Origin of the sequence: Pseudoxanthomonas sp. PXM04, assembly GCF_014851695.1 — a bacterium.
Taxonomy (GTDB): Bacteria; Pseudomonadota; Gammaproteobacteria; order Xanthomonadales; family Xanthomonadaceae; genus Pseudoxanthomonas_A; species Pseudoxanthomonas_A beigongshangi.
The window spans coordinates 494,592-509,155 of the sequence record NZ_JACVAG010000003.1 but is presented as its reverse complement, the minus strand read 5'-3'; the positions used below and the strand labels follow the sequence as shown (position 1 = coordinate 509,155).

Sequence of the window (14,564 nt, the reverse complement as noted above, 5' to 3'; positions counted from 1 at the left end):
GGCGACGGCCGGCTGGACAAGAGCAAGGGCGAAGGCCCGGTATCGCCGGTGTACTGGAAGATCTACGGCTGGTGAGTCGCGGTTTCGGTCGCGGATGGTGGTTTACCGGTTCGTGATGCCCTTGCTGCGACGGGAAAAGCCGCTTGGCTCCCGGGCGCGTGCCCCCTTCCGCCCTTCGGGCACCTTCCCCCGCAAGCGGGGGAAGGAATCCATGTGCGCGGCCTGTGGCCGCGAGCCTTCCATTTCGCAGGGACCGGGGAGAGAAGGCCCATCCCTGTCGCGAGGCAGCGGAAAGCCCGCGGCCACAGGCCGCGCGCGCTGCGGATCAGCGCACCACCAGCACCGGCACGTGGCTGTGGGTCAGCACTTCGTGGGTCTGGCTGCCGATCAGCAGGCGTCCCAGACCACGCCGGCCATGCGAGGCCATCACGATCAGATCCGCCTTCTGTTCGGTTGCCGCTTCGATGATGCCTTCGGCCGCGTAGCGATCGCGGATATGCACCGGCGTGATTGCCAGGCCCCGCGCCCGCGCGTGCTCGGTGACCCCGTCGAAGATCCGCTGGGCGGCCTCGTCCTGGGCTTTCTGGTAGTCGGTGGAGAAGCGGTTGGCCGCGCCCCAGCCAAGGGCATCGTCAAAGCCGGTGACGATGGGTTCGCTGACGGTCACCACGGCGACCTGCGCCTTGAGCTGGCTGGCCAGCACCAGCCCCTGCTCCACGCCCTTCATCGCCAGCTCCGAACCATCGGTCGCTATCAGGATGCGCTGATACATGGGGATACCTCCGTCGTCGTGGGGTGGAACCATTACACGCCGGAATGCCTCGCCATGCCTTGATCGGAATCAATCCGCGGGCGTCACACCGCCTGCAAATTGGCATAGGCGAGCACCAGCCATTTGCTGCCTTCCTCGTCGAAGTGGACCTGCACGCGCGCATGCGCGCCGCTGCCCTCGTAGTCAGTTACCACACCGCGCCCGAATTTCGCGTGCACGACGTTCTGGCCGAGCTTGAGCGTGGGCGATTCCACCGCGGCGTGGCCCAGATCGCGGCGCGGGCCGTAGCTGGCCGCCGGGCGGGACACCTGCACGCGCGGACGCACCTCGTTCAGCAGCGCGGTGGGAATTTCGCGCAGGAACCGCGAGGGAATGCCGTACATGTCCTGGCCGTGCAGGCGGCGCGCCTCGGCGAAGCTCAGTACCAGCTTCTGCCGCGCGCGGGTGATGCCGACGTAAGCCAGGCGGCGCTCCTCCTCCAGACGGCCGCTCTCGTCCAGCGACTTGTTGCTAGGGAACAGGCCCTCTTCCAGTCCGGCCAGGAACACCAGCGGGAACTCCAGGCCCTTGGCCGAATGCAGGGTCATCAGCTGCACGCCGTCCTCGCCGGCCTGGGCCTGGCCCTCGCCGGCTTCCAGTGCGGCGTAGGCGAGGAAGGCGACCAGATCGGTCATGCCCTGGGTCTCCTCGTCGTCGACGCGGACGAAACGCGAGGCCACCGACACCAGTTCGTCCAGGTTGTCGGTGCGCGAATCCAGTTGGCCGCGGCTCTCGGCGGCATAGTGTTCGCGCAGGCCCGAGCGCATCAGCGCGTGATCGATGCGGTCCTGCAACGGCAACTCGCCGGTTTCCGCCGCCAAGGCTTCGACCAGCGCCAGGAAACCGGCCAGGGCGTTGCGCGCCCGCGCCGCCAGCGCGGTGCCGCCGACCTGCTGCCGCGCAGCCTGCCACAGCGACAGCGATTCCGCGCGCGCCAGCCGGCGCACTTCGTCCATGGTGCGATCGCCGATGCCGCGCGCCGGCGTGTTGACCGCCCGCTCGAAGGCCGCATCGTCGTCACGGTTGGCCATCAACCGCAGGTAGGCCAGGGTGTCCTTGATCTCGGCGCGCTCGAAGAAGCGCATGCCGCCGTATACCCGGTACGGCACCTGTTCCGACAGCAGGGTCTCTTCGAATGCCCGCGACTGCGCGTTGCTGCGGTAGAGGATGGCCGCGTCGTTGAGGCTGCCGCCATCGCGTACCCACTGGCGGATGCGCTCGACCACGAAGCGGGCTTCGTCGATTTCGTTGTAGGCCGCGTACAGATCGATCGGCTCGCCGTCGCCGCTGTCGGTCCACAGCTGCTTGCCGATGCGGCCGGGGTTGTGCGCGATCACCGCGTTGGCGGCATTGAGGATGTTGGCGCTGGAGCGGTAGTTCTGCTCGAGCCGGATGGTGCGCGCCTGCGGGAAGTCCTTGAGGAAGCGCTGCACGTTCTCGACCTTGGCGCCGCGCCAGCCGTAGATGGCCTGGTCGTCGTCGCCGACCACGAACACGTGGCCGGTGTCGCCGGCCAGCACCCGCACGAACGCGTACTGGATGGCATTGGTGTCCTGGAACTCGTCGATCAGCAGCTCGCGGAAGCGGTGCCGGTAATGCGCCAGCAGCGCCGGGTTGTCGCGCAGCAGTTCGTGCGCGCGCAGCAGCAGTTCGGCGAAATCGACCAGGCCGGCGCGGTCGCAGCGTTCCTGGTACAGCACGTAGGCCCGGCGCAGCGTGTCGGCCCAGATGTCGTCGCCCGGTTGCAGGTGTTCGGCGCGCCGGCCCTCGTCCTTCTGCGCGTTGATCCACCAGGCGATCTGGCGCGGCGGGAAGCGCGCCTCGTCCAGTTCCAGCTGCTGCACCACCCGCTTGACCAGGCGGATCTGATCGTCGCTGTCCAGCACCTGGAAGGTTTCCGGCAGCTTCGCTTCCTGCCAGTGCAGGCGCAGCAGGCGGTGGGCCAGGCCGTGGAAGGTGCCGATCCACATGCCGCGGCTGCCGTTGCGCAGCTGCAGGTCGGCGCGCGCGCGCATCTCGCCGGCCGCCTTGTTGGTGAAGGTCACCGCCAGGATGCCGTGGGTCGGCACGCCCTCGACTTCGTTGAGCCAGGCGATGCGGTGGGTGAGCACGCGGGTCTTGCCGGAGCCGGCGCCGGCCAGGACCAGGTAATGGCCCGGCGGCGCGGAGACGGCCTCGCGCTGCGCGGGGTTCAGATCATCGAGTAGGTGAGAGACATCCACCGCGGCATTTTACAGGACGCCACGGTGGAAACCCCGTCGCGCCGCTCAGTGGGCGGCGGCGTGCTCGCGCTTGGGGGCAGCGGCACTCATCAACTTGTCGGTGTAGGCGATGCCGATCGCCGACAGGATGAAGGCGCCATGGATGATGGTCTGCCACATCACGCCGATGGAGGTGACCGAGGTGCACTTCACCGCGCCCAGGTCGTAGCCGGCCTTCAACGCGCTCGCGGCGGTGGAGAGCGCACTGACGTGGTCCTGCGACCCGCACAGCGGCAGGCCGAGCTCGCCGGCGCCGATGAAGGTCTTGAGCAGGTGGATGGAGGAGATGCCGATGATCGCCATCGCCAGCTTCACTTTCAGCACGCTGGCGTTGACGTGGCTCAGCCACTCCGGCTGGTCGGGATGGTTGTGCAGGCGCAGCCGCGACACGAAGGTCTCGTAGCCGCCGACGATCACCATCACCAGCAGGTTGGAGATCATCACCACGTCGATCAGGCCCAGCACCAGCAGCATGATGCCTTGCTCGGTCAGGGTGTTGGCGCCGTGGATCAGGTGCCACAGCTCCTTCAGGAACAGGAACACGTAGACCGCCTGGGCCGCGATCAGGCCCAGGTACAGCGGCAGCTGCAGCCAGCGGGAAGCGAAAATCAGGTTCGGCAGGAAACCAAGGCGCGCATTGGTCGGTTGCGACATGGGGGTCGGATGCAGTGCTGGGAAAGGGCGCAGGTTACCGGTCCGATCCCCTGCTGCCAACCCGCGAGCGGCGTTACACTCGGCCTTTTCACGCTTCGGGGTCCCCCGCGATGATCGACCTGTACTACTGGCCGACCCCCAACGGCCACAAGATCACCCTGTTCCTGGAAGAAGCCGGGCTCCCCTACACGATCAGGCCGGTCAACATCGGCGCGGGGGATCAGTTCAAGCCCGAATTCCTGGCCATTTCCCCCAACAACAAGATGCCGGCGATCGTCGATCACGCCCCGGCCGACGGCGGCGCGCCGCAGAGCGTGTTCGAATCCGGCGCGATCCTGCTGTACCTGGCCGAGAAGACCGGCCGTTTCCTGCCGGCGACGCCGCGCGGCCGCGTCGCGGCGCTGGAATGGCTGTTCTGGCAGATGGGCGGGCTGGGGCCGATGACCGGACAGATGGGCCATTTCAACGTCTATGCGCCGGAGCCGATTCCGTACGCCATCGAACGCTACGGCCGCGAAGTGGCGCGCCTGCATGGCGTGATGGACAAGCGCCTGGCGGAGAGCGCCTACCTGGCCGGCGACGAATACGGCATCGCCGACATGGCCAGCTATCCCTGGATCCACGCCTACGACAAGCTGCCACCGGATTTCGAGGCGTTCCCGAATCTGAGACGCTGGCATGAAAGCATCGCCGCACGCCCTGCCACCCAGCGCGCCTACGCGCTGCGCACGCAGGTCAATCCCAATGCCGGCCAGCCGCTCACCGATGAAGAACGCAAACACCTGTTCAACCAAGGACCCGTGAAGTCATGAAGAAAGCGCTCGCCCGCCCGTTGACCGGACTTTTCCTGGCCGCCTGCCTGGCGTCCACCTGCCAGATCGCCGCCATGCCCGTTGCCCACGCCGAAAAACTCACCCTGGAAGCCCTGGCCGGCGATGCTCCGCTGTCCGGTCCCTCGCTGATGAAGGCCAAGACCTCGCCGGACGGCAAGCGGGTGACCTTCCTGCGCGGCAAGCAGGACAACCGCTTCCAGCTGGATCTGTGGGAATACGACATCGCCAGCGGGCAGACCCGGATGCTGGTGGACTCCAAGGTGGTGCTGCCCGGCACCGAGACCCTGAGCGACGAGGAAAAGGCGCGGCGCGAGCGCCAGCGCATCGCCGCGATGTCGGGCATCGTCGACTACCAGTTCTCCCCGGATGGCCAGCGCCTGCTGTTCCCGCTGGGCGGCGAGCTGTACCTGTACGACCTGGGCAAGACCGGCGCGGAGGCGGTACGCAAGCTGACCCGCGGCGGCGGCTTCGCCACCGATCCCAAGGTGTCGCCCAAGGGCGGCTTCGTCAGCTTCGTGCGTGAACGCAACCTGTGGGTGATCGATCTGGCCAGCGGCAAGGAAACCCAGCTGACCCGCGACGGTTCGGACACCATCGGCAACGGCGTGGCCGAGTTCGTCGCCGACGAGGAAATGGATCGCCATACCGGCTACTGGTGGGCGCCGGATGATTCGGCGATTGCCTTCGCCCGCATCGATGAAACCCCGGTGCCGGTGCAGAAACGCTTCGAGGTGTATCCGGATCGCGCCGACATCGTCGAGCAGCGCTACCCGGCCGCCGGCGATCCGAACGTGCTGATCCAGCTGGGCGTGATCTCGCCCAAGGGCGGCGCGCCGAAATGGCTGGATCTGGGCGCGGAGAAGGACATCTACCTGGCGCGGGTGAACTGGCGCGACGCGCGCCACCCCACGTTCCAGCGGCAGTCGCGCGACCAGCGCACGCTGGAGCTGATCGAAGCCGATCTGGACAGCGGCAAGCAGCGCACCCTGATCACCGAGACCAGCAAGACCTGGATCCCGCTGCACAACAACCTGCGCTTCCTCAAGGACGGCCGCATCCTGTGGTCCTCCGAGAAGAGCGGTTTCGAGCACCTGTACCTGCACGACAAGGACGGCAAGCAGCTGGCGCAGCTGACCTCCGGCGACTGGACGGTCGAGGACGTCTCGGCGCTGGACGAGGCCAGGGGCCTGGTCTATTTCACCGCCACCGAGGCTTCGCCGCTGGAGCGGCAGCTGTATTCGGTCAGCCTGGCCGGTGATGCCAGGCCCGTCCGCATCACCCGCGCCGAGGGCATGCACGGCGTGGCCTTCAGCGACAACGCCGAGGTCTACATCGACAGCTGGTCCAACCCGACCACGCCGCCGCAGGTGGAACTGCACCGCGCCGACGGCACCCTGCTGACCGCGCTGGTGAAGAACGATCTGGCCGACCCGCAGCATCCCTACGCCAGGTACAAGGACGCGCATCGCCCGATCGAATACGGCACGCTGGACGCCGAGGACGGCCAGACCCTGCACTACAGCCTGATCAAGCCGACCGGCTTCGATCCGAAGAAGAAGTATCCGGTGGTGGTCTACGTCTATGGCGGCCCGGCCGGCCAGACCGTCAGCCGCACCTGGGCGCCGACCTTCGACCAGTACATGGCGCAGCATGGCTACGTGGTGTTCTCGCTGGACAACCGCGGCACGCCACGGCGCGGCGCGAAGTTCGGCAACGCGCTGTTCCGCAAGCAGGGCACGGTGGAGGTCGTCGATCAGCTCAAGGGCGTGGACTTCCTCAAGTCGCAGCCGTGGGTCGACGGTTCGCGCATCGGCGTTTACGGCTGGTCCAACGGCGGCTACATGACCCTGATGCTGCTGGCCAAGGCCTCCGACGCCTATGCCTGCGGCGTGGCGGGCGCGCCGGTCACCGACTGGAGCCTGTACGACACCCACTACACCGAGCGCTACATGGATCTGCCGAAGTCGAACGTGGACGGCTATCGCGAGGGTTCGGTGTTCACCCATGTGGATGGCCTGAAGTCCCGGCTGCTGCTGATCCACGGCATGGCCGACGACAACGTGCTGTTCACCAATTCGACCAAGCTGATGAGCGCCCTGCAGCAGCGCGCGGTGCCGTTCGAGCTGATGACCTATCCGGGCGCCAAGCACGGCCTGCGCGGCAAGGACAACCTGCACCGGCTGAAGATCACCGAGGATTTCTTCCAGCGCTGCCTGAAGCCCGTGGAGTGACGACATGAGCCAGATCCCCGTCCCGCCGCCGAACTGGTGGAGCCGCAACTGGAAGTGGTTCGTACCAACGCTGGTGGTGACGGGGATGGCCCTGATCGCTGCCTTCATCCTGGCGATCATGAGTTTCGTGTTCGGCATGATGAAGTCGTCCGAGCCTTACCAGACCGGACTTTCACGCGCCCGCGCCGACGCCGCCGTGGTGGCGGCGCTGGGCGAACCGATCACGCCGGGCTATTTCGTCCAGGGCAACATCGACGGCAGCGCCGCGTCCGGCGAGGCGAACCTCGCCATCCCGCTCAAGGGCAGTCGCGGCGCGGCCACGCTGTACGTGGAAGCGAACAAGCGGGCAGGCGAATGGCAGTACGAGACGCTGGTGGTGGCCCTGGACGGTGGCCAGCGGATCGATTTGCGGGATGAAGACGACGACGCCGGGGAATTCGGGCGCTGAGTCCGCACCGGCGCGCACCTCAGAAGCGGTAGTCCGCGCTTTTCAGCACCAGGCCGTCGACGTCCTTGTGCCACCACAGGATGACGGCGGCCCGCGGCGTCGTTGCCAGCGGGATCACACCGCCCGGCTCGCCTCCAAACAGCGCATTCCCGGATATTCCGACCTCGTCCAGAACCGTCGGCGCCAGCCAGCGCCCGACCGCCGGGTCATAGCGGTCCAGCACAATCTGGAAGCGCCCATCGTCGCGCACGCGCCGCTGCGCAGGAGGCGGCGCCAACCGCCCGATCGACACCACCGCCCGGATATCGTCGACACGGAAGGTGCGCATCCGCCGACGGTCGAGTTGGACGAATCCCTCCGGCAGCGTGAACGGAGGCGTCGCGTCGGCACGCCATTCCCACGGCTCCGACGTATCGGCGACCGCCGCGTAGTGCGCCAGCGCACCGACCGGATTCCATCCACCCGCCGCGTCGAATTCGGATCCGCCGATCACGAACAACCGCGCATCGTCCTCCAGCCAGCCGATGCGTACCGGCCACGGCGTGAGCGGCAGCGGATGCCACGTGCCCGCGGGTTCGGGCAGCAGCGCGCCCGCCGTGCGGTCGCCTCGCTCCCAGCGGAGCGCGACGCCGCCCGACGGCGCGATTTCCAGATCGCTCAGTTCACCGCCGCAGCCGTCCTGCCGGCAGTCCGTCAGCCGCAGCGGTTGCGACCATCGCCGGTCCTGCGGAGCACGGCGGGCGACGAAGACATCCCGGCCGATCGGCGGTGCGGTGACTTCACTCCAGGCGGCCCAGATCGTGCCGTCAGCGCCGCTCCGCAACCACGGCGTGCAGGCGATCGCGTTGGCGCAGCGCGCGAGCACCCGCGGCGTCTCCCAGCGCCCGTTGCGCACATCGAACCGGCTCGTCTTCAGTTCGTTGCGGATCCGCGCGGCCAGCAGGAAAGGACGGTCGACCACTTGATCGTTCCAGGCCACGGTCACGTTGCCATCGCCGTCCATGGCCGCGGCGGGCGGCGTGCTGACGCCAAACCCGTATCCTCCGGTCCGGCGCGGGTCCACCGGGATCGCCTCGCTCCAGCGCTCGCGGGCGGCGTCGAAACGCGCGGCCATGACCGCATGCCGCCGCTGGGGCGCGACGCTGCTGGACAAGGCCCGCACCGCGCGCGCCTGCGTGTCCGCGATCTCCGACCAGATCGCCGTCGCATCTCCGTCCGGCGCGACCAGCAAAACCAGTTCGTGCACGTCCACCTGCAACGCCTTGTCCGCAGGGGTCACGCGCTGGACCGCTTGCCATGCCGCCTGCCCCGCGAGATGCCGCGCGACGAAGACGTGCCGTCCCGTCGAGGTGTCCTGCATCCAGGCCACGAACACCGTTCCCGCCGCGTCCGCCGCCGCCTGCAGGTTGAAGGAACGCTGCCCGGGCGCCGTGGGTTCCGGACCGATGCGAACCGCAGCGCTCCACGCTCCTCGCGCGGCATCGCGGCGAGCGGCGTACACGGTCGCACCCTCGATCCATGCCAAGGTCAGGCTGCCGTGCGTATCGGCCACCGCCTGCACGCCATCCAGGCGCTTCACCCGCGCGATCTCCGCGACAGGACCCGCTCCGGACCCGCGATCAGGCGCCGGCGTCATGCCTGCGCCCTGCATGCCGCGCCCACCCGCCGAAGCAGCGAACACGCAAGCCATGAACACCCATCCCGGCATCGTGCGAACCATCGTCCGTGCCTTGCCATACTGGCCTTCCGTCCTCGCACGCATCTTCCACCACCTCACCACCGGCAACCGTCGTCTCCGGAAACCTCGATGCCGGGTACCCAGGAAAATTCCGTCCGCTTGCCGGTGCGTGCGTTCGTGTAGGCCATGGAGTGGATCTGTGCTCCCTGGCTGACCATCTCGTAGCGACCATTGACCTTGCCCTCCAGCATCTCCTGCCAGGTGGTGGTGAACTGATACGGGCGGCCAGGCACCATTTCCTCCACTTCCTCGCTTTCGCGCACCAGCGGCAGGCTGTCGCGCGAACCCGCGTAGCGCACCGCGCCGCCCGACCAGGCGATCGCGGCGTCGTGATAGAGACGGAGCTCGAAGCGGACGGGACGCGCGCCTTCGGAGGTGAAACAGCGGATGTCGGTGCTGACCGCGCCCTGGGCGCTGCCCGCCATGCACAACGCGAGCGCTGGAAGAAGTTTTCTCATCGGAATCCTTGGGCCGGGGGCGATGCAGGATGCCAGCCCGGACGACATGGCGGGACAGCGTGCGGAGAGGCGAGCGTAGCCTTCGGGTGACAGCACGGGAATCGGAACCGTCCGAGCGTCCACGTCGTCCATGCGGGGTGATGCGTCATTCGCCCAACGGGCGGCAGGGAATCCCGAAATCGATGTGGTAATGCTCGTCATGGCGGACCCAGGCCTGCCCCGGCATGAAACGCACCTGCCGGCGGATGAAGTCGCCGCGGCGGGTGCGGTACAGGGCCGGGATCAGCGCCGGATCGAAGATGACCCGCTCCATCGCGATGCCTTCGCGGCGGGCGGCGGCGTGCACCGCATGCAGGTGTTCGGCGATGGCTTCGTAGTCGATGCGTAGATTGCCATGACGGCCCTGGCGATCGAACTCGATGCCGTAGCCGAACTTGTTGTCCACGCGGGAAGGCAGCGGCACCGAGCGGCCGGATTCGTCGAGTATCGGCACCATGAAATCGACCGCCAGTCCGTTCTGGTGGGTGCGGTGCGGGCGAAAGGGTCCGCCCTGCGCCCAACCCGATTCGCCGTAGACGAACACGCGATCGGGCATCGATTTTTCCAGCGCACCGTAAGCGTGGGTGATCACCCGGACCACGCGCGAATGCGCATGGGTCCGGCCGAGGCGGACGCCCAGTCCGCTGTAAGGCTGGAAGTTGGCGCCGGAAACGGGGATCCGTGCCGCCTTCTCCAGGCGACCATGGCCGGGCGTGCCGAAACAGACGCTGTCGGTGGCGAAACCGGCGGATGCGATGACGAGCGTGGCCAGTCCGGCCAGCAACGCCAGCCTTCCTGGCAGGCGCATGCGGGATCTAGCGCGCGGGCGGACTGGTCGGCGGAACGGTCGCCGGTGGCGGCGCGGCCCCCGGCGGCACGTAGATCGCCACGCCGGCGGCGCGCTTCTGGGTGGTCGGGATGCCGATACCGACGCCGCCACCGCTGTGGCGTCCGTAGCTGCCGGCACCGACCGACATGCCGACCGGCGAACCGCTCGAACCCACGCCCATCAGCACGACGCCGTTGGCGCCCAGCGCCGCGGCCTCGCGCTTGAGCCGGGCGACCGCGGCGTCGGTCTGGCCCTGGGTGCCGAAACCGACCGCGCTGGTGGATTCCAGCTGGGCGATTTCCACCGAACCCGGAGGCGGTGTGCTGTAGACCTGGACCTGGGCCGGGTCGATCGGCGCGCGCGCCGTTCCCAGCATCACCTTGGACGTTCCGGCGCATCCGGTCAGCAGGATGGCCAACCCCAGCATGGCGGCAAGACGGACGGACATGGCACGACTCCCGTGGTTTGCGCCGGATCATCCGCCGCAGGGACTGAATATGGCATATCCGCGCCGGTGCCCCGGGATCCCCGGGCCGCGCGGTATCATGACGGCCTGTTCATGCGTATCCGTACCGAAAGATGAGCGTCGTCCCCGACTTCCGGCCCAGCAGCGCACGGCTGGCGGTCGACCATGTCCCCGTCGCCGCGCTGGCCCGCGAGCTGGACCGGCCGGACACCCTGGCGATCTTCGGTTTCGGCGACACCGCGCCCACCCGCGGGCAGGTGTCCGATCCGCGCTACCTGCACGTCCCGCTGCAGCCGCTCCACGGCACCGCTTGCCTGGAAGTCTGGCGCTCCCCGGCGACGGTCTTGTCCGGCGTCACCGATGACGGCATCAGCTGGGCCAGCGACGGCGAACTGCAGTTCGGCGTGCTGGAAATGGAAGAACCCGAAGGCGGCATCCTGCTGGCCGGTGAACTCGTCTATCGCCGCCTGACCGGGTTCTGGCAGGCCAGCGGTTACCCGCACCTGCTGCGCATCTGGAATTACCTGGACGCGATCATCCTGGGCGAAGGCGATCACGAGCGCTATCGCCAGTTCTGCGTCGGCCGCGTGCGCGGGCTGGGTCCGTTCGACACCGGCACCCTGCCGGCGGCCACCGCCGTCGGCAGCCGCGACGGCCGCCGCGTGCTGCAGGTGTACTGGCTGAGCGCGCGCGTGGCCGGCACGCCGCTGGAGAATCCGCGCCAGGTCAGCGCCTACCGCTATCCGCGCGAGTACGGCCCGCAATCGCCGAGCTTCGCCCGCGCGCTGCTGCCGACCTCGGCGCCGGCGTTGCCGCTGTTCCTGTCCGGCACCGCCGCCATCGTCGGCCACGCCTCGCAGCATGCCGAATCGCTGAAGGCGCAACTGGACGAAACCCTGACCAACCTGGACAGCCTGATCGGCGCGGCGCGCGCACTGCGTCCGCAGTTGCCCGCCCACCTGGATGCCTCGGCGCGGCTGAAGGTCTACGTGCGCGATGCCGAAGACGCCGAAGAGGTCGCGGCGCAGCTGGCGGCGCGCCTGGGCGGCGAGGTGCCCTACCTGATGCTGCTGGGCGACGTGTGCCGACGCGAGCTGCGGGTCGAAATCGAAGGCATGCACGGCCTGGCGGCTTGATCGCCGCCGCGCCGCACCCATACTCGGGGCATCGCCGGCCCTTTCCGGCGCGGAGATGACATCGATGGGTCTGATCAGTCTGCTGTGGGGCATCGTCGCGATGGTCTGGATGGTGCTCGCCCTGATCCCGCTGCTGGGATGGGGCAACTGGTTCCTGATTCCGTTCGCCGCGGTGGGCGCGATCATCGCCGCCATCGGCGTCCTGTTCACCTCCGCCGGCAACCGCGGCCGCGCCAAGACCGGCCTGGTCCTCAACGGCATCGTCATCGTGGTCGCCATCGGCCGCCTGATGCTGGGCGGCGGCATCGTCTGAGCCGGGCCGTCCAAAACGTAATCGCCGTTGATTGAACCCCCCGGCCGCGCGGCGCAGACTGCGCCGGCCGGGTTCCCCCCCGCTGCATTGCCCGGCGTCGTCCGCCCCTGCGTCCTTGCACCCGGGCCGTCGCGATCCGGTGGGCGCAGGCGTCCCTGTGTCCTGCAATGGAGCGCCTCATGAAGCACTCACATCCGTCCTGGTGGCTGCTGGCGGGTTTCGCCGCCTGCCTGACCGCCCAGGCCAGTCCCCAATCCTCGCCGCCCGCGGCGACGCCTCCCCAGACCGAAGCCACCGCCGCCGACAGCAAGGTCGCCATCGACCCGAAGACCGGCAAGCTGCGTCCACTGACGCAGGAAGAACGCCGGCAACTCAGCGAACAGTCCCGCGGCGCCGCCAAGGCGCGTCGCGCCGAGCCGCTCGGCGCGGGCAAGAAGGGGTTCGTGGCGCCCGCCACCGAGACCGAGGCCCAGGCCGGCCAGCGCCGGCTGCCCGCCGGCGGCCTGGTCCAGCCGGTGCCGGAAAGCAGCATGACCGACCTGATGATCGTCCGCGGCGCGGATGGCCAGTTGCGCATGGGCCATGCCGATGACGCGTCGAAGCTGCAGCAGGCGAAGGAGGCCAGCGATGAATAGGATGATCCCGTTGCGTGCAACCCTGCTGGCGGCGCTGGTCTGCGCCTTGCCGGCCACCGCCGCCGATCTGGTCCTGGTCAGCGGCGACGCCGGCACCGGACTGGGCCTGGACGATCCGACCCCGAAGGCGCCGGAAGGACTCAATCCCGGCACCACCCTGGGAGCACAGCGCACCCTCGCCTACCAGTTCGCGATGGATCTGTGGGGTTCGGTCCTGCAGAGCGACGTCACCATCTATGTCGGCGCGAGTTTCCAGCCGCTGGCCTGCACGCCCACCAGCGCAACACTGGGATCGGCCGGCACCACCTTCGTGTTCTCCGACTTCGCGCCCGGCGTGGTGCCCAACACCTGGTACTCCTCGGCGCTGGCGGACTCGCTGGCCGGCAGCGATCTCAATCCCGGCTTCATCGACATCAACTCGCGCTTCAACGGCGACATCGGCGTCAATCCCAACTGCCTGACCGGCCAGGACTGGTACTACGGACTGGACGGCAACACGCCGGCCGGCAAGATCAATTTCCTCAATGTGGTCATGCACGAGATCGGCCATGGCTTGGGCTTCCAGGGCTTCACCAACTCGGCCGGCAACTTCCTCAGCGGGCGGCAGGACATCTATTCGACCTTCGCCTACGACAACACGCTGGCGGCGACCTTTCCGCAACTGACCGCCACGCAACGCGCCACCGCGCTGCGCAACACCGGGCGACTGGTGTGGACAGGCGGCAACGTCAACGGCCAGGCCGCGCTGGTGCTGGACAACCGCAGCGTGCTGAAGGTCACCGCGCCGGCGGTGATTGCCGGCAGTTACGACGTCGGTTTCGCCAACTTCGGACCGGTGCCGACCACCGCCAACTTCGCCGGCACCGTGGTCGCGGCGCTGGACGGCGGCGTCAGCACCACCGACGGCTGCGAGCCGATCGGCAATGCCGCCGCCGTGGCAGGCAACATCGCACTGGTGGATCGCGGCAACTGCAACTTCGTGATCAAGGCCGCCAACGTGCAGGCGGCCGGTGCCACCGGCATGCTGGTCGCCAACAACGTGGCCGGGCAGCCGGCGATGGGCGGCAGTGACCCCGCGATCACCATTCCCAGCCTGGGCGTCTCGCAGGCCGATGGTGCGCTGATTCGCGCCAACCTGCCGGCGAGCGTCGGTTTCGGCGTGGATACCTCACTGCTGCAGGGCGCCGACAACAGCGGGCGGGTACGGCTGTACGCGCCGAATCCGTACGAAAGCGGATCGTCGTTCTCGCACTACGACACCGCGCTGGTGCCCAACGCGCTGATGGAACCGGCCATCACCTCCACCCTGCGCGGCGAGGTGAACCTGGATCTGACCCCGGCGCTGTTCCAGGACATCGGCTGGCAACTCAATCCCGGCAATGCGCGCATCGGCAACTGCACCACCAATGTCGACGTGGTCGGCAGTGGTGGCCTGATCCCGGGCGCGAACGTGCAGGCCTGGAGCAACCTGTGCCTGCGCACCAGCGGCAGCAAGGACGTCTACCAGGGCTGCATGGATGCGTACAAGACGCGCTCGCTGGCCAGCGGCCTGCTGGTCGGCAACCAGGGCGGCAAGGTGATGGCCTGCGCGGCCAAGATCATCAAGTAAAAACAAGCGGATAGACAGGCCCGGAACGGCGCCGCGAGGCGCCGTTCCGATATCCGCGCCAGCCTGCGCGCATCGGTCGCAGGCCGGCTGGAATCCGGGGGCG

General features: G+C 68.3%; 14 protein-coding genes. 7 read left to right on the top strand and 7 right to left on the bottom strand.

The window, feature by feature from the left end:
* Positions 1-325: 325 nt before the first annotated feature.
* The 3 genes from IB228_RS10780 to IB228_RS10770 form a co-directional block, all read right to left on the bottom strand.
* Complete coding sequence (locus IB228_RS10780) at positions 326-772, bottom strand: universal stress protein (RefSeq protein ID WP_183639630.1); 447 nt, start codon at positions 770-772, stop codon at positions 326-328.
* An 83-nt stretch (positions 773-855) separates the two neighbouring features.
* Positions 856-3,033, bottom strand: a complete 2,178-nt coding sequence (gene uvrD / locus IB228_RS10775) for a DNA helicase II (protein ID WP_192198371.1) — start codon at positions 3,031-3,033, stop codon at positions 856-858.
* Between the two features lie 45 nt (positions 3,034-3,078).
* Positions 3,079-3,726, bottom strand: coding sequence for a TIGR00645 family protein (locus IB228_RS10770; RefSeq protein WP_183639632.1), 648 nt, complete (start codon positions 3,724-3,726; stop codon positions 3,079-3,081).
* Between the two features lie 110 nt (positions 3,727-3,836).
* Here IB228_RS10770 and IB228_RS10765 point away from each other — a divergent pair, with 110 nt between their 5' ends.
* The 3 genes from IB228_RS10765 to IB228_RS10755 all read left to right on the top strand — a co-directional run bounded on the left by IB228_RS10765 (position 3,837) and on the right by IB228_RS10755 (position 7,238).
* Positions 3,837-4,538 (top strand): glutathione binding-like protein, encoded by a 702-nt coding sequence (locus IB228_RS10765; protein WP_192198369.1) that lies wholly within the window; start codon positions 3,837-3,839, stop codon positions 4,536-4,538.
* A 74-nt stretch (positions 4,539-4,612) separates the two neighbouring features.
* Positions 4,613-6,790: a S9 family peptidase gene (locus IB228_RS10760; RefSeq protein ID WP_225562396.1), complete on the top strand. Its 2,178-nt coding sequence runs from the start codon at positions 4,613-4,615 to the stop codon at positions 6,788-6,790.
* A 4-nt stretch (positions 6,791-6,794) separates the two neighbouring features.
* Complete coding sequence (locus tag IB228_RS10755; RefSeq protein ID WP_192198366.1) at positions 6,795-7,238, top strand: cytochrome c oxidase assembly factor Coa1 family protein; 444 nt, start codon at positions 6,795-6,797, stop codon at positions 7,236-7,238.
* Between the two features lie 19 nt (positions 7,239-7,257).
* Here the strand turns inward: IB228_RS10755 and IB228_RS10750 are convergent, their stop codons facing one another.
* The 4 genes from IB228_RS10750 to IB228_RS10735 form a co-directional block, all read right to left on the bottom strand.
* Positions 7,258-8,958 carry a hypothetical protein gene (locus IB228_RS10750; protein WP_192198364.1) on the bottom strand — a complete coding sequence of 567 codons (1,701 nt, stop codon included), beginning with the start codon at positions 8,956-8,958 and terminating at the stop codon, positions 7,258-7,260.
* Positions 8,959-9,011: 53 nt separating this feature from the next.
* Positions 9,012-9,434, bottom strand: coding sequence for a hypothetical protein (locus IB228_RS10745; RefSeq protein ID WP_183639637.1), 423 nt, complete (start codon positions 9,432-9,434; stop codon positions 9,012-9,014).
* A gap of 145 nt (positions 9,435-9,579) precedes the next feature.
* Positions 9,580-10,281 carry a penicillin-insensitive murein endopeptidase gene (locus IB228_RS10740; protein WP_192198363.1) on the bottom strand — a complete coding sequence of 234 codons (702 nt, stop codon included), beginning with the start codon at positions 10,279-10,281 and terminating at the stop codon, positions 9,580-9,582.
* A 7-nt stretch (positions 10,282-10,288) separates the two neighbouring features.
* On the bottom strand, positions 10,289-10,750 hold the full coding sequence (locus IB228_RS10735) for a hypothetical protein (RefSeq protein WP_183639638.1): 462 nt from the start codon (positions 10,748-10,750) through the stop codon (positions 10,289-10,291).
* 131 nt (positions 10,751-10,881) lie between these two features.
* Here IB228_RS10735 and IB228_RS10730 point away from each other — a divergent pair, with 131 nt between their 5' ends.
* The 4 genes from IB228_RS10730 to IB228_RS10715 all read left to right on the top strand — a co-directional run bounded on the left by IB228_RS10730 (position 10,882) and on the right by IB228_RS10715 (position 14,461).
* Positions 10,882-11,904: a pteridine-dependent deoxygenase gene (locus IB228_RS10730; protein ID WP_318288003.1), complete on the top strand. Its 1,023-nt coding sequence runs from the start codon at positions 10,882-10,884 to the stop codon at positions 11,902-11,904.
* Positions 11,905-11,968: 64 nt separating this feature from the next.
* On the top strand, positions 11,969-12,217 hold the full coding sequence (locus tag IB228_RS10725) for a hypothetical protein (RefSeq protein WP_183639639.1): 249 nt from the start codon (positions 11,969-11,971) through the stop codon (positions 12,215-12,217).
* A gap of 179 nt (positions 12,218-12,396) precedes the next feature.
* Positions 12,397-12,852, top strand: coding sequence for a hypothetical protein (locus IB228_RS10720; RefSeq protein WP_183639640.1), 456 nt, complete (start codon positions 12,397-12,399; stop codon positions 12,850-12,852).
* Positions 12,845-14,461, top strand: a complete 1,617-nt coding sequence (locus IB228_RS10715; RefSeq protein ID WP_183639641.1) for a PA domain-containing protein — start codon at positions 12,845-12,847, stop codon at positions 14,459-14,461. Before IB228_RS10720 ends, IB228_RS10715 begins: the two co-directional genes overlap by 8 nt.
* Positions 14,462-14,564: the final 103 nt, after the last annotated feature.

Excerpts from the sequence above, each read along its gene's own strand:
- IB228_RS10725 (WP_183639639.1), top strand. The coding sequence starts at position 11,969 with ATGGGTCTGATCAGTCTGCTGTGGGGCATCGTCGCGATGGTCTGGATG.
- IB228_RS10765 (WP_192198369.1), top strand. The coding sequence starts at position 3,837 with ATGATCGACCTGTACTACTGGCCGACCCCCAACGGCCACAAGATCACC.
- IB228_RS10780 (WP_183639630.1), bottom strand. The coding sequence starts at position 772 with ATGTATCAGCGCATCCTGATAGCGACCGATGGTTCGGAGCTGGCGATG.
- IB228_RS10735 (WP_183639638.1), bottom strand. The coding sequence starts at position 10,750 with ATGTCCGTCCGTCTTGCCGCCATGCTGGGGTTGGCCATCCTGCTGACC.
- IB228_RS10740 (WP_192198363.1), bottom strand. The coding sequence starts at position 10,281 with ATGCGCCTGCCAGGAAGGCTGGCGTTGCTGGCCGGACTGGCCACGCTC.
- IB228_RS10750 (WP_192198364.1), bottom strand. The coding sequence starts at position 8,958 with ATGGTTCGCACGATGCCGGGATGGGTGTTCATGGCTTGCGTGTTCGCT.
- IB228_RS10770 (WP_183639632.1), bottom strand. The coding sequence starts at position 3,726 with ATGTCGCAACCGACCAATGCGCGCCTTGGTTTCCTGCCGAACCTGATT.
- IB228_RS10730 (WP_318288003.1), top strand. The coding sequence starts at position 10,882 with ATGAGCGTCGTCCCCGACTTCCGGCCCAGCAGCGCACGGCTGGCGGTC.
- IB228_RS10760 (WP_225562396.1), top strand. The coding sequence starts at position 4,613 with ATGCCCGTTGCCCACGCCGAAAAACTCACCCTGGAAGCCCTGGCCGGC.
- IB228_RS10745 (WP_183639637.1), bottom strand. The coding sequence starts at position 9,434 with ATGAGAAAACTTCTTCCAGCGCTCGCGTTGTGCATGGCGGGCAGCGCC.
- IB228_RS10720 (WP_183639640.1), top strand. The coding sequence starts at position 12,397 with ATGAAGCACTCACATCCGTCCTGGTGGCTGCTGGCGGGTTTCGCCGCC.
- IB228_RS10755 (WP_192198366.1), top strand. The coding sequence starts at position 6,795 with ATGAGCCAGATCCCCGTCCCGCCGCCGAACTGGTGGAGCCGCAACTGG.
- IB228_RS10715 (WP_183639641.1), top strand. The coding sequence starts at position 12,845 with ATGAATAGGATGATCCCGTTGCGTGCAACCCTGCTGGCGGCGCTGGTC.